The sequence below is a fragment of the Janthinobacterium sp. BJB426 genome (genome assembly GCF_002735705.1).
Lineage (GTDB): Bacteria > Pseudomonadota > Gammaproteobacteria > Burkholderiales > Burkholderiaceae_D > Janthinobacterium.
This window is the reverse complement of sequence record NZ_PDZL01000012.1, coordinates 44,829-59,032: the sequence shown is the minus strand read 5'-3', so window position 1 is coordinate 59,032 and position 14,204 is coordinate 44,829. Positions and strand designations below refer to the sequence as shown.

Genomic DNA, 14,204 nt, shown 5'->3' with positions numbered 1-14,204 from the left:
TTTTATTGCAGGCCCGGCGCAGGATGCTTTGCCCTGCGCCGTGGCCCGTGTCTCGTGTTATCCGTGCCGGCAAGATGCGCGCGGCAATGTCAGGCCGCGTGCAGGTCGGCCTCGCGCAGTTGCCAGGACAGTTGCAGGATGGCTGCCTCGGCGCCATCAAGGCCCAGCGCCGCGCTGGCGGCATCGGCGGCCGCCGCGGCGGCGCTTTCCGACGAGGCGTCGATCAGGAAAATCGGATCGAGCACGCGGCCCTCCTTCTGCTCCGCAGGCAGGGGGCCGGACAGCTTCGCGTCAGGTGTCAGCAGGCGCGTGGCAATGACGCCGTCGATCTGCAACAGCTTTGTTCCCAGCGTCGCCAAGCCTGCCACGGCTTGCGCATCCTGGCCAATGGCGGGCGCGCCCAGGCGCAGCACGGCCAGCCAGGCGCCCGTGCCCATGCCCGTTTCCGCCTCGATGGCGCAGACGCGGCGCATCGGATCGACCATACGCTGCAAGTTCGTCACCGACCATGGCGTCTGCTGGCCGAAAGCCTTGAAGTAGTCAGTAGTCTGGAAGGCGCCCAGCGAATCGGTGCGGTACAGGCCCAGGTACTTGCGGGGACCGCGCACACTCTGGTAGCGCGTACCGCTGACAAAGCCGGGAATGCGCACGCGCTCTTCCACGTGTTCGCGGTCGTACCAGCGGTTGAAATCGCGTTCGTGTTCGGGGTCGGCGCTGGTCCAGACAAACAGGATGCCTGGCAAGGTGGGGGACGTCGTCATGATGGTTCCGTTCTGCGTTATGGATGGTGTGCCAACCCAGAATAGGTGGCGCGCCATCACTTGGCAAACGGGTTATTCTGAACGCGACTGATAAGTTTTTCTTGTGGATCGCCGAGGTGGCAGCAACTTATAACAGCAATTTAATTGTCACGCCCGAACACCGGCGCCATATTCCTCACCCAGTCCCAGAGTGAACCTGGCCGCCTCCTCGCACGCCAGCATGGCCACCAACTGGATCGCTTCCGTCGTGAGGTCTTCACTGTAGCTGATGACGATGCGCTGCGGCGCAAGGCTGCTGGTGCAGGGAATCAGGGCAATGTGGCCCTGCTCGATTTCCTCGCGCAGGGGCGCCAGCGGCAGCACGGCGATGCCGAAACCCGCTTTGACCAGGCGCACGATGGCGGAGATCGAGCTGACGCAGTGGACGCGGCCCAACTGCACGCCCTCATCCTGGCACAACGCCTTCAAGGCGGAATGCGGCTGCGAGCCCCGGTTCATGGTGATGATCGGGTGCTGCGCCAGTTGCGCCACCGTGAAGGGCTTGCCCGTGTCGGGCCAGTCGGCAGCCCTGCCGGCCCAGCCCATGGCGATGGCGCCGCTGCCCGTACTGCGGATATGGTCGCCCGTCAGCATGTCCGTCTGCAGCGCAATATCGAGCTCGCCCTGTTGCAGCTGTTCGTGCAGGCGGCGCGTCGATTCCGACGTCAATTGAATTTCGATGCCCGGATAGCGCTCCTGCACGCGCTGCAGGAACGGGATCAGCCAGGTATGCACGATGGTTTCGATGACCCCGATGCGCACTTCGCCCGTGATCAGCGCGGGCGAGGAATTGGCTGCGTACATGTCGCGGCACAGTTCCAGCATGCGCTCGGCGTACACGAGCAGGTTACGCCCGGCGAAGGTCAGGCGGATTTCACGCGCGTCGCGGTCGAACAAACGCGTGCCGAAATCCTGCTCCAGCGAGGCGATGCGATTGGAAATGGCCGCCTGCGTGATGTGCAGCTTGTCGGCCGCCGTGCGAAAACTGCCCAGCCGCGCTGCCCAGACAAACGCTTCGAGAAAACGGGTATTCAATGGCGCTCTTCTTCACATAAGGTGTGGTCGCCCCATTGTAAGCCAAAGCGCCCCGTCCTATTTCTCCGCCAGGAAGTCCAGCAAGGTCAGGGCGACGATCTTGCTGGCCTTGCGCAAGTCGTCCAATGCCAGGCGTTCATCGGCCTTCTTCGCATTCGATTCTGGCACCGTGCGCGGGCCGGCGCCATACAGCACGGCGGGGATGCCCCGCTCGCCATACAGGCGCGCATCCGCATACAGGGGCGTGCCGACGGCGGGAATCGTCTCGCCCAGAATCGCCTGCGCATTCCTTTGCAGACTGCCGACCAGCTGCTCGGAACCGGGCAAGGGGCGCAGCGCGTGCGACAGCAGCAGGCGGCGGATCTCGATGCGGATGCCCGGCTCGCCGTGCACGGCGTCCTCGATCAGCGCGCGCACCTGCGCTTCCACCGCCACCGGATCTTCTTCCGGAATCATGCGGCGATCCATCTTCATGACGACCTTGCCCGGCACCACATTGGTATTCGTGCCGCCGTCGATGCGCCCCACCAGCATGGTGGGCGAGTCGATGCCGACCACTTTCGATTTGATCTTTTTCAGCTCCGGCAACTGCCCATAGATGGCATTGAGGATCTTGTTAGCCGCCTGCAGCGCGTCGTGCCCCGTCTCCGGCATGGAGCCGTGGCCGGACTTGCCGTGCACGGTGATTTCCAGCTGCAGGCAGGCGTTGTGCGCCGTGACGATACCGTAGCTGAAACCGGCGGCGATGACGAAATCGGGCTTCGTCAGCTGCTGTTCCAGCAGCCAGCCCGGTCCCAGCAAGCCGCCGAATTCCTCGTCGTACGTAAAATGCAGTTCCAGCTGGCCTTTGAGTGGGATACCCAGCGCCTCCAGGGCGCGCGCGGCAAACACATAGGTGGCGAAATCGCCCTTCGACACGGCCGTCGCGCGGCCGTAGATATAGCCGCCGTCGATCTGGCCGCCATACGGCGGATACGTCCAGTTGTCGCCGGGCGGCACCACGTCGCCATGCGCATTCAGGGCCACGGTCAGCCCGCCTGCACCATAAGGCCGGCGCACGATCAGATTGGTGATGCTCTGCATGCCGTAGGCCTCGACCTGGTCGGCAGGGACCGCGTGTTTTTCAGCCTGCCAGCCATATGCTTCCAGCAGCTGCGCCACCAGGTCCGCATGGGGCGCGTTATTGCCGGGCGGCGTATCCGTCGGCTGCTGCACCACCTGCTGTAAAAAGGTGACTTCCTCGTCGAAGTGCTCGTCGATCCAGGCCGTGATTTTTTCTGCGTGCGTAGTCATTTTGCTCCTTGCATGGTCTGTTGCAGCCAGGCGCCAAGTTCACTGCGCTCAGCCTCCGTCATATTCGTCAGGTTCCCGATCGGCATGGCCTTCAATTCAATGGCCTGCTTGTAGATTTGCGCCGCGTGCTGGCGGATCTGCGTTTCATTATCGAGCATCATGCCGGCCGGCGCCGTGGCAAAACCAGCTTGCGTCGGCTGGGCCGAATGGCAGGTGGCGCAGCGCTGGGCGATGATGGCATGCACGCTCTTGAACTGCGCGACAGGATCCACCGCCGGCGCGGCCGCCACGGCCACCGGTGCTTTCGGCGCGATGGCGATAGCCACGGCCAGCAGCAGTGCCACGCCGATGGCCGGATAGCGCCACTCGACTCTTCCCTTGTGGCGCAGGTTGAAGAAGTGGCGGATGAAGACGCCGGCCGCCATGATCAGTGCCAGCACCAGCCACGCGTGGTCGTTGCGGTAAGTCATCGCGTAATGGTTGCTGATCATGATGAACAGCACCGGTAACGTAAAATAATTGTTATGCACGCTGCGCTGCTTGGCCTTCAAGCCGTGCTTGGGGTCGGGTAGCTTGCCGGCCGCCATGGCCTCGACCATCTTGCGCTGGCCGGGAATGATCAGCATCAGCACATTGGCCACCATGATGGTGCCAATCATGGCGCCCACGTGGATGTAGGCGGCGCGCCCGCTGAGCAAATGCGTGAGCACGTAGGCGGCGCCGACGATCAGCGCGAACACCGTCACGCCGAACCACAATTCATACTGCGCCAATTTTGACCTGCACAGCAGGTCGTACACGGTCCAGCCGATGACGAGGGTGGCGATGCCGATGCCGACGGCCTGCCCGCTGGAGATATCGGCCACGGCCTTGTCGATCATCATGGCCTGAGCATTGAAGTAATACGCGATGGTCAGCAGCGCGAAACCGGACAGCCACGTGGAATACGCCTCCCACTTGAACCAGTGCAGCTCCTTCGGCAATTCGGCGGGCGCCACCAGGTATTTTTGCGGATTGTAGAAGCCGCCGCCATGCACGGCCCACAGTTCTCCCGACACGCCCTTCTTCGCCAGTTCGGAGCCGGGCGCGGGCGGGCGGATCGAGTTGTCGAGCCAGACGAAATAAAAGGAAGCACCGATCCAGGCGATGCCCGTGATGACGTGCAGCCAGCGGACGATCAGGTTCAGCCACTCAAGGCCGTACGGGATCAGGTAGGCGAATACTTCCATAAATTTCCTCTAGTCAGACCGAACCAATATTCGTGCCAATCTACACAAGATAAACGGATTTACCGCCCATCACATGAAAAATATCGTATATTTGACATATTCAAATCGATATACAACAGAGCCACCGCCACATGTCCAGCCTGCCGCAACACCTCGACCTGCACCTGATCCGCATCCTCTACCTGCTGCTGGTGGAAAAGAATGTCTCGCGCGTGGCACTCAAACTCAATCAGCCGCAGCCTTCGATTTCCGCCTCCCTGCGCAAGCTGCGCGAACTGACGGGCGACCCGCTGCTCGTGCGCGGCGCGCGCGGCATGGTGCCGACCCAGCATGGCGAAAGCCTGCTCAATCCGGCCAAGCGCATCCTCGACCAGACGGAAAGCCTGTTCGTCAAGAAGACGCCGTTCGTGGCGCAGGAAGAGGCGCGCACCTTCCATATCGCCGCGCCCGACTACCTGGATAGCCAGTTCCTGCCCAATGTGGTGGCCCTGCTGCGCCGCGGTTCACCGAAAAGCCGCGTCGTGCTGCATAGCCTGGGGCCGGGCATCGACCATATCCGCCAACTCTCCGATGGGGGCCTGGACCTGGTGATCGCCAACTGGGACGAGCCGCCCGCCCACCTGCACATCTCGAAGCTGTTCGAAGACCCGATCATCTGCGCCATGCATGCGGAAAACGCCTATGCGCGCCGCACGGCCAGCGACGCCATGACCCTCGACGACTATCTGAGCCTGCCCCACGTGGCGCCGTCGCAGATGATGCCCGGCTACCACGGCGTGATCGACTCCTTCCTCGAACGGCAAAATCTGCAGCGCAACGTGGTGGTGGAATCGGCGTACTTCGGCCTGATCCCCTACATGCTGACGCAGACGGACCTGGTGCTCACCACGGGCCGGCAATTCATGCGTTTCTATGAAAAAACCCTGCCGCTGAAAACGTATACCGTGCCTCTGAAATTCCCGCCGATGCGCTTTTACCAGTTGTGGCACCAGCGCGTGCACCAGGCGCCCGAGCACAAATGGCTGCGCGACCAGGTCAGCGCGGCCGCCAAGGCGCTGGTGCAGCGATAGCCGCTATCAGCACGCGCATATAATGGAGACAGGAACGGGGCGCTATCATCACCGCTTGCATGATCGGAAAACCATGACCACCCTTTCAGACCTGAACGCCGGCAGCCCGGCAGACTTTATCGCACGGCTGCATGGCATCTATGAACACTCGCCCTGGATCGCCCAGCGTGCGGCACCGGCCCGGCCGTTTGCCAGCCTGACGGCACTCAAGACGGTGCTGCAGCGCGTGCTGGCGCAAGCTTCGCCCGAAGAGCAGCTGGGGCTGATACGCGCTCACCCGGAGCTGGCCGGCAAGGCTGCCATCGCAGGACAGCTGACGGCGGAATCGACGCGCGAGCAGGCCAAGTCCGGCCTGAACCTGTGCAGCGCCGAGGAGTTTTCCACCCTGCAGCGCCTGAATAGCGACTACAACGCCAAGTTCGGTTTTCCCTTCATCCTGGCCGTCAAGGGCCCGACGGGCGAAGGCTTGACGCGGCAGGACATCATCGCCACGTTTGCGCGGCGCCTGAAGAACCGGCGCGCCGATGAACTGGCCGAATCGCTGCGGCAGATCAAGCGCATCGCCGAACTGCGCCTGAACGAGCTGTTCGACGTGCGCCTGGACTTCGGCCCGGCCATCATGCAGCAGGCGGAAACCTTGGCCGGCTGGAGCGACAGCGATTACAACCTGACCTGCGCCTATCTGACGCCGGCGCACCAGAAGACGGCCGCGCAGCTGGCCGACTGGATGCGGGATGCCGGCATGCAGGTGCACATCGACGCCGTCGGCAATGTCGTCGGCAGCTATCTGTCCGACGCGCCAGGCGCGAAAACCCTGATGACGGGATCCCATTACGATACGGTGCGCAACGGCGGCAAGTACGATGGCCGGCTGGGCATCGTGCTGCCGATCGCCGTCGTGCGCCACCTGCATGAGCGGGGCGAAAAGCTGCCGTTTCACTTCGAGATTGTCGGCTTCGCCGAGGAAGAAGGCGTGCGCTTCAAGAGCACGTTTTTGGGCAGCACGGCTGTCACGGGCAAGTTCGACGTCTCGCTGCTGGAGCAACTCGATGCGGATGGCGTGAGCATGCGCGACGCGCTGGCCGCCGCCGGCCACGAGGCGAGCGCCATCGGCGCCATCGCGCGCGATCCGGCCGACTTGCTCGGCTATGTGGAAGTGCATATCGAGCAGGGTCCCGTGCTGCTTGAGCGCGACCTGCCGCTGGGAATCGTCACGGCGATTGCCGGCAGCTCGCGCTACCTGGTCAATCTTGGCGGCGTGGCCAGCCACGCGGGCACCACGCCCATGACCATGCGCAAGGATGCGGCCAGCGCGGCCGCCGAAATCATCCTGCTGGTGGAACAGCGCTGCAACCAGGGCGAGGCGCTGGTGGGTACCGTGGGCCAGCTGCACGTGCCCAACGGTTCCGTCAACGTGATCGCCGGCGCCTGCACCCTGTCGCTCGATATCCGCGCAGCCAGCGACACCGTGCGCCAGGCGGCCGTCGACGATATCCTTGATGGCATCGCCGCTATCTGCGCACGGCGCCAGATCGACTATCATCTGGAACTGCTGCTGTCGGCGCGTGCGGCGCCGTGCGCGCCGTGGCTGATGGCGCAGCTGGCGCAAGCCGTGGAATCGGTCGGCATCGAACCGTATGCGCTGTTGTCGGGCGCCGGCCACGACGCCATGGCCATGGCCGCCATCACCGACGTAGCCATGCTGTTTACCCGCTGCGGCAATGGCGGCATCAGCCACAACCCGCTGGAAACCATGACGGCGGACGACGCCGACATCGCGGCGCGCGCGCTGCTGGCGTTTTTGCGCAGCTTCCAGCCCAAGCCCTGAGCTTACACAGCCACGGCCCGCTCCAGCATCGCGTGCAGCAGCACGTTGCAGCCCGCTTCCAGGTGCTCGGGCTTGGCGTCTTCGATTTCATTGTGGCTGATGCCGTCCTTGCACGGCACGAAGATCATGCCCGCCGGCGCCAGACGGGCCGCGTAGATGGCGTCGTGGCCGGCGCCGGAGACCACGTCCATCACCGAGTAGCCCAGCTTTTCAGTTGCGTTGCGCACGGCACCCACACAATCGGGGTGGAACGGGCATGGCGGGTAGTAGGACACTCTTTCCAGTGAAATGCCCAAGCCTGACTTCTCGCGCGTGGCGTCGATGAAGGCCGTGATCTCGCCATGCATGGTGTTGAGCAGTTCGTCGTTCACGTTGCGCAGGTCGATGCTGAATGTGACTTCGCCGGGGATCACGTTGCGGCTGTTCGGGAAGACCTGCACCATGCCCACCGTGCCGCGTCCATATGGCGGGTAGCGGTTGGCAATCGCCACCACCTCCTGCATGATGCTGGTGGCCACCTGCAGCGCATCCTTGCGCAATCCCATGGGCGTGGGACCCGCATGCGCTTCCATGCCCGTGACCACGCAGTCATACCACGACAGGCCCATCACGGCAGGCACCACGCCGATGACTTTATCGGCATCTTCCAGCACGGGGCCCTGTTCGATATGCGTTTCAAAATAGGCACCGATAGGATGGTCGCCCGGCACCTGCTCGCCCTTGTATCCGATGCGCGCCAGCTCCTCGCCCACGGTTTTTCCTTCCGTGTCTTTCGCCGCATACGCCGTCTCCAGCGAGAAGGCGCCGCAGAACACGCCGGAACCCATCATCACGGGCACGAAGCGCGAGCCTTCCTCATTGGTCCAGAAGGCCACCTCGATGGGCGCCAGCGTCTTGATCTGTAAATCGTTCAAGGTACGCACCACTTCCAGGCCGGCCAGCACGCCGTAATTGCCATCGAACTTGCCGCCCGTGGGCTGCGTGTCGATATGGCTGCCCGTCATCACGGGCGGCAGGCTATTGTCGGTGCCGTCGCGGCGCATGAAGACATTGCCGATCTGGTCGATCGTGATGCTCATGCCCGCTTCGCGGCCCCAGCCTACCACCAGGTCGCGGCCTTCTTTGTCGAGGTCCGTCAGAGCCAGGCGCTTGACGCCGCCCTTCGCTGTCGCGCCGATCTGCGCCAGTTCCATCAGGGCCGCCCACAGGCGCTCACCATTGATACGCAATGCATCCATCGTCAACTCCTTATGCGGTGGTGGCGGAAAACGCGGGCCGTTCGACATAGCGCCCTGCCCCTTCGACGGCCATCAGCTCGCCCTTGTGGAACACCACCTTGCCAGCGGCAATCGTGGTGCTGGGGATGCCGCGCACGGTGCGCCCTTCGAAGACGTTGAAGCCTCCCTTGGCGAACTGCGTGGCGGCGGAAATGGTGCGCGTGCCCTGCGGATCCCATAGCACGATGTCGGCATCGCTGCCCGCGGCGATGACGCCCTTGCGCGGATACATATTGAAGATTTGCGCCGCATTGGTGGAACTCACCTTGACGAATTCGGAAGGCGTCAGCATGCCGGAATTGACGCCAGCGTCCCACACCACGGCCATGCGTTCCTCGACGCCGCCGCAACCGTTCGGGATGCGCGTGAAGTCGTCCTTGCCGGCCGCCTTCTGCTCGGTGCAAAAGGTACAGTGGTCGGTGGCTGTCGTGTGCAGGTTGCCGCTTTGCAGGCCGTGCCACAAAGCTGCCTGATGGTGCTTGCCGCGAAACGGAGGGCTCATGACGTGGCCCGCCACGTAGTCGAAATCGTCGCTCTGGTAGACGCTGTCGTCGATCACCAGATGGCCCGCCAGCGCTTCGCCATACACGCGCTGACCGTTGGCGCGCGCCCGCGTGATGGCGTCGAGCGATTCCGCGCACGAGACATGCACGATGTAGACAGGCGTATTGAGGACGTTGGCAATGGCGATGGCGCGGTTGGCCGCCTCCGCTTCCACGGCCGGTGGGCGAGACAGCGGGTGCGCCTGCGGTCCGGTAATCCCCTTCTTCAGCAAGGCTTGCTGCAATTGAAAAACCAGCTCGCCGTTTTCCGCGTGCACGGTGGGCAGCGCGCCCAGCTCCAGGGAACGGGTAAAGCTTTTTACCAGTGTTTCATCGTCGGCCATGATGGCGTTTTTGTAGGCCATGAAGTGCTTGAAGCTGTTCACGCCATGCTCGCGCACGAGGATGCCCATTTCTTCATGCACCTGCTCGCTCCACCAGGTGATCGCCACGTGAAAGGTGTAGTCGCCGGCCGCCTTGGCCGACCACGCACGCCACTGGTGATACGCCTCGATCAGCGACTGCTTCGGTGCCGGAATGACGAAGTCCATGATGGTGGTGGTGCCGCCCGCCAGTCCCGCCGCCGTGCCCGTGAAAAAATCGTCGGACGTCACGGTGCCCATGAAGGGCAGATTCATGTGCGTGTGCGTGTCTATCCCGCCCGGCATCACGTACAGGCCGCCCGCGTCGATCACCGTGGCGCCAGCCGGAACCGGCAGGTTCTCGCCGACGGCGGCGATGATGTCGCCCTCGATCAGCACATCGGCGCGAAACGCGCGGTCGGCGTTGACGACGGTACCGCCACGTATCAGTGTAGTCATCTTGTCTCCTTGATTGATTACGACTGCGGCGCCTGCTGCACGTGCGCCACGGCCTTGCCCTTCATCATGACGCCGTACACGACGGCGGCGATGGCCACGCCCACGAACCAGGCGTAGGTGTAGATGGTTTTAAAGCCTTCGGCCACGCCGGGAAACGCCGCGGGAAAGGCCGCATTCAAAAAGCCGGGGATGTTCGGCAGCACGGCGATGACAAAGGCGATCAGGGCCGCCATGTTCCAGCCATTGCCATACGAGTAGACGCCGTCGTCGCGGTACAGCTGTTTGACGTCGAGCTGCGTCTTGCGCACAAAATAATAGTCGACGATGAGGATGCCGGCGATGGGTCCCAGCAGGGCCGAGTAGCCGATCAGCCACGTGAAGATATAGCCCTGCGTCGATTCGAGCACCTTCCACGGCATCATGACGATGGCGATGAAAGCCGTGATGTAGCCGCCCATCTTGTACGAAATCTGCTTCGGCGCCAGCGAGGAAAAGTCATACGCGGGGCCCACCAGGTTGGCGGCCAGGTTGACGCTGACCGTGTCGATCAGGAGGATGATCAGGGCGATCAGCACGGCGGCGCCCGTCATGCGGCTGGCCAGATCGACGGGATCCCATATGGCCTTGCCGTACATGACGACGGAGCCTGCCGTGACGATCACGGCCAGCATGGCCAGGAGGCCCATCGGCACCGGCAAGCCGATCGACTGGCCGATCACCTGGTCGCGCTGCGTCTTGGCGAAGCGCGTGAAGTCGGGGATATTCAATGCCAGGGTGGCCCAGAAACCCACCATGGCCGTCAGCGATGGCCAGAAGACGCTCCAGAACTGACCCGCTTTTTTACCGCCGGGGATGAATTGCGATGGCTGGTCCAGCAGGCTGGCCACGCCGCCGGCCTTGCTGTGCACCCAGTACAGCAGCACGAAGCAGATCAGGATTTTCAGCGGCGCCGTGTAGGTTTCGAGCTTGCGGATCGACTCCATGCCATGCAGGATGTAATAGAACTGGATGGCCCAGAAAGCCAAAAAGCACAGCAACTGGCTGCCGTTGATGCCCAGGCCCGCGATCTTCTCGCCGCCCAGTTCATGGCCCACCAGCACGCCCATCAGGGTATAGATCATCTGCCCGCCGAACCAGGTCTGAATGCCGTACCAGCCGCAGGCGACGATGGCGCGCATCAGTGCCGGCAGGCGCGCGCCCATGGTGCCGAACGAGGCGCGCGCCAGCACGGCATATGGAATGCCGTACTTGGTGCCCGCATGGCCGATCAGCAGCATCGGCAAGAGCACGATGGCGTTGGCGAGAAATACCGTGAGCACGGCCTGGTAACCGGACATGCCGCTGTCGATCAGGCTGGCCGACAGGGTGTAGGCGGGAATGCACATCACCATGCCCACCCACAGCGCGGCGAAGTGATACCAGCGCCAGGTGCGCTGCGCCGTCGTGGTGGGCGCCAGGTCTTCATTCCAGAGTTGCGTATTGCCTGAATAGTCGTGGTTCACAGGTATGCTCCATCGGTTGGGAGGGGATCGGTTTTATAGAAACGGCTCGACTTTTAAGTCAATCTAGCTTACCGCAAAGGCCAGCCGCTGTTTACAAATAAAACGCACGCAATAACCGTGCCCTATGCCGTCTCCGCCAATGCCCGTGGATTCCTGGGGTCCTGCGTCCAGTTCATGTATGGCTTGCCTGTCGTCTGCGGCACCATCGTGATGCAGCCCTGCACCGGACAGGTGATTTCGCACAGATTGCAGCCCACGCATTCCTCCTTGATCACCTCATATGTGCGCGTGCCGGCGGCGTCGATCAGCTGCGCAATCGACTGGTGCGAGGTGTCTTCGCAAGCCACGTAGCACTTGCCGCATTTGATGCAGTCGTCCTGGTTGATCTGCGCAATCACCTGGTAATTCATGTCCAGGTATTTCCAGTCCGTCGTGTTGGCCACGGCCTTGCCGGAAAAATCGCTGATGCGTTCATAGCCCTTCTCGTCCATCCAGCGCGACAGGCCATCCTTCATCTCGTCGACGATGCGAAAACCATGCAGCATGGCGGCCGTGCAGACCTGCACGCAGCCCGCGCCCAAGGCGAGGAATTCGGCCGCGTCGCGCCAGTTGCCGATGCCGCCGATGCCGGAGATGGGCAAGCCCCGCGTCTGCGGATCGCGGGCGATTTCCGCCACCATGTTCAGCGCGATCGGTTTGACGGCAGAACCGCAATAGCCGCCATGCGTGCTGGCGCCGCCGACGATGGGCAAGGCCACCATGCGGTCCAGGTCCAGCGAGGTGATGGAATTGATGGTGTTGATCAGCGAGACGGCGTCCGCGCCACCCGCCTTGGCCGCGCGCGCCGGCATGCGCACGTCCGTGATGTTGGGCGTGAGCTTGACGATGACGGGCAAGCGGCTGTGCTTCTTGCACCAGGCGGTCACCATCTGCACATACTCGGGCACCTGGCCCACGGCCGCGCCCATGCCCCGCTCGGGCATGCCGTGCGGGCAGCCGAAATTGAGCTCGATGCCGTCCGCTCCCGTCGCCTCGACCTTGGGCAGGATGTCAGCCCAGTAGTGCTCTTCGCAGGGCAGCATCAGGGAGACGATCATGGCGCGGTCGGGCCAATCCTTTTTCACCTGCGTGATCTCGCGCAGATTGATCTCAAGCGAGCGGTCGGTAATCAGTTCAATGTTGTTGAAGCCCACCACTTCGCGGTTCTTGCCATACAGGGCGGAGTAGCGCGACGAGACGTTGACGGCGGCCGGGTCTTCACCCAGGGTTTTCCACACGACGCCGCCCCAACCCGCTTCGAAGGCGCGCACCACGTTGTAGGCCTTGTCGGTCGGCGGTGCGGACGCCAGCCAGAAGGGATTCGGCGCCTTGATGCCGCAAAATTCGATGCTGAGATCAGCCATTATGCAGCCTCCACTTTATTGAACAAATCGGAATGGATCGCCAGTGCGGCCAGCTTGCCATGCTGGACGGCTTGCACCGTCAGGTCCTGCCCCGGCGCCACGCAGTCGCCGCCCGCATAGATCCCCGGCAGCACCGTGCGAAAGAGCGCATCGACGGCGATCTTGTCGCCTTCGCGCTGCAGCAGCGACGCCATCGGATCATGCAGCACATCGGTGTCGAGGCTCTGGCCAATGGCCTTGAAGATGGCGTCGGCCGCCACGTCGAACGTTTCGCCCGTGCCCGCCAGGCGCATGCCCTGCATGCTTGTTTTTTCGAAACGCATGCCCGCCACCTTGCCTGCCGCGTCGAGCAGCACCTGCTGCGGCTGGGCCCATGTCAGCATGCGCACCTGGTTGGCCTTGGCGATTTCCTGTTCATGGTGGGTGGCCGTCATGGCGTCGAAGCCGCGCCGGTAGACGAGGGTGACTTCCTCGGCGCCGAGCCTTTGAATCTGCACCGCCATGTCGATGGCCGTATTGCCAGCGCCAATCACGATGGCACGTTTCGGCACGGGCAGCGCGGCCAGGTCGTCCGCCTGGCGCAGCGCGGCGATGTAATCGACGGCGGCCAGCAAGCCAGGAGCATCTTCGCCCGTCAGTCCAAGCTTGCGGCTGGCGCCCAGGCCCAGTCCCAGGAACACGGCGTCGTACTGCGCATGCAAGTCGCGCAGTTGCAGGCTCTCGCCCAGCGCCTGGCGACATCGGATCTCGATGCCGCCGATGTCGAGCAGGAAGTCGATTTCCTTCTGTGCGAAATCGTCCGTCAGCTTGTACTTGGCGATGCCGTATTCATTCAGGCCACCTGCCTTGCCTTCCTTTTCAAAGATCACCACGTCGTGGCCCAGCATGGCCAGGCGGTGCGCGCACGACAGGCCGGCGGGACCCGCGCCGACGATGGCAATCGTCTTGCCTGTGCTTGCAGCCCGCTGGAACGGATGGCGGGTGAAGTGCATGTGGTCGACGGCATAACGCTGCAAGAGGCCAATCTTGACGGGCTGGCCTTCCGCGTCGTGGTTGCGCACACAGACGTCTTCGCAGAGGATTTCCGTCGGGCAGACTCTGGCGCAGCTGCCGCCCAGGATATTCTGTTTCAGGATGCCGGCGGCGGCGCCGTTGATGTTCTTGTCGTGGATGTTGCGGATGAAGCTGGCCACGTCGATTTCCGACGGACAGATGCGGCTGCACGGCGCGTCGTAGCAGTACAGGCAGCGGGCGCTTTCGATGGCCGCCTGGCGCGCGCTCAAAGGTGGCGCCAGGTCCGTGAAATGGCCCGCCAATTCCTCGTTGGGCAGGGCGGGATGGGGCAAATAGTTCAAAGACTCGATCATCGCGTATTCCTCTTGTTATGTGCGGCCGGCTTGTGAT

Annotated in this window: 11 protein-coding genes; 2 read left to right on the top strand and 9 right to left on the bottom strand. The window is 63.2% G+C overall.

Translation table 11 applies throughout. The features are described 5' to 3' along the window. Positions 1 to 89: 89 nt before the first annotated feature. The 4 genes from CSQ93_RS18755 to CSQ93_RS18740 form a co-directional block, all read right to left on the bottom strand. The gene (locus tag CSQ93_RS18755; RefSeq protein WP_099379336.1) at positions 90 to 761 is read right to left on the bottom strand and encodes a DUF4286 family protein; all 672 of its coding nucleotides are present in this window, start codon (positions 759 to 761) and stop codon (positions 90 to 92) included. A 147-nt stretch (positions 762 to 908) separates the two neighbouring features. After that, entirely contained in the window at positions 909 to 1,835 is a 927-nt protein-coding gene (locus CSQ93_RS18750) for a LysR family transcriptional regulator (protein ID WP_099379335.1), read from the bottom strand. A 57-nt stretch (positions 1,836 to 1,892) separates the two neighbouring features. Further along, positions 1,893 to 3,128: a M20/M25/M40 family metallo-hydrolase gene (locus CSQ93_RS18745; RefSeq protein WP_099379334.1), complete on the bottom strand. Its 1,236-nt coding sequence runs from the start codon at positions 3,126 to 3,128 to the stop codon at positions 1,893 to 1,895. Beyond that, complete coding sequence (locus CSQ93_RS18740; protein WP_099379333.1) at positions 3,125 to 4,357, bottom strand: urate hydroxylase PuuD; 1,233 nt, start codon at positions 4,355 to 4,357, stop codon at positions 3,125 to 3,127. Before CSQ93_RS18740 ends, CSQ93_RS18745 begins: the two co-directional genes overlap by 4 nt. Positions 4,358 to 4,488: 131 nt before the next feature. Between CSQ93_RS18740 and CSQ93_RS18735 the strand changes: the two genes are divergently transcribed. Further along, positions 4,489 to 5,427 (top strand): LysR family transcriptional regulator, encoded by a 939-nt coding sequence (locus tag CSQ93_RS18735; protein WP_034754583.1) that lies wholly within the window; start codon positions 4,489 to 4,491, stop codon positions 5,425 to 5,427. A gap of 73 nt (positions 5,428 to 5,500) precedes the next feature. After that, positions 5,501 to 7,255, top strand: a complete 1,755-nt coding sequence (locus tag CSQ93_RS18730) for an allantoate amidohydrolase (RefSeq protein ID WP_099379332.1) — start codon at positions 5,501 to 5,503, stop codon at positions 7,253 to 7,255. Positions 7,256 to 7,257: 2 nt separating this feature from the next. Here CSQ93_RS18730 and CSQ93_RS18725 read toward each other — a convergent pair whose 3' ends face one another. The 5 genes from CSQ93_RS18725 to CSQ93_RS18705 form a co-directional block, all read right to left on the bottom strand. Then, complete coding sequence (locus tag CSQ93_RS18725) at positions 7,258 to 8,493, bottom strand: Zn-dependent hydrolase (RefSeq protein ID WP_099379331.1); 1,236 nt, start codon at positions 8,491 to 8,493, stop codon at positions 7,258 to 7,260. Between the two features lie 10 nt (positions 8,494 to 8,503). Beyond that, the gene (gene hydA, locus CSQ93_RS18720; RefSeq protein WP_099379330.1) at positions 8,504 to 9,895 is read right to left on the bottom strand and encodes a dihydropyrimidinase; all 1,392 of its coding nucleotides are present in this window, start codon (positions 9,893 to 9,895) and stop codon (positions 8,504 to 8,506) included. A gap of 17 nt (positions 9,896 to 9,912) precedes the next feature. Continuing rightward, positions 9,913 to 11,397 carry an NCS1 family nucleobase:cation symporter-1 gene (locus CSQ93_RS18715; protein ID WP_099379329.1) on the bottom strand — a complete coding sequence of 495 codons (1,485 nt, stop codon included), beginning with the start codon at positions 11,395 to 11,397 and terminating at the stop codon, positions 9,913 to 9,915. 122 nt (positions 11,398 to 11,519) lie between these two features. Then, complete coding sequence (preA, locus tag CSQ93_RS18710) at positions 11,520 to 12,800, bottom strand: NAD-dependent dihydropyrimidine dehydrogenase subunit PreA (RefSeq protein WP_199534451.1); 1,281 nt, start codon at positions 12,798 to 12,800, stop codon at positions 11,520 to 11,522. After that, positions 12,800 to 14,167, bottom strand: coding sequence for an NAD(P)-dependent oxidoreductase (locus CSQ93_RS18705; RefSeq protein ID WP_099379327.1), 1,368 nt, complete (start codon positions 14,165 to 14,167; stop codon positions 12,800 to 12,802). The genes preA and CSQ93_RS18705 overlap by 1 nt, the downstream gene beginning before the upstream one ends. Positions 14,168 to 14,204: the final 37 nt, after the last annotated feature.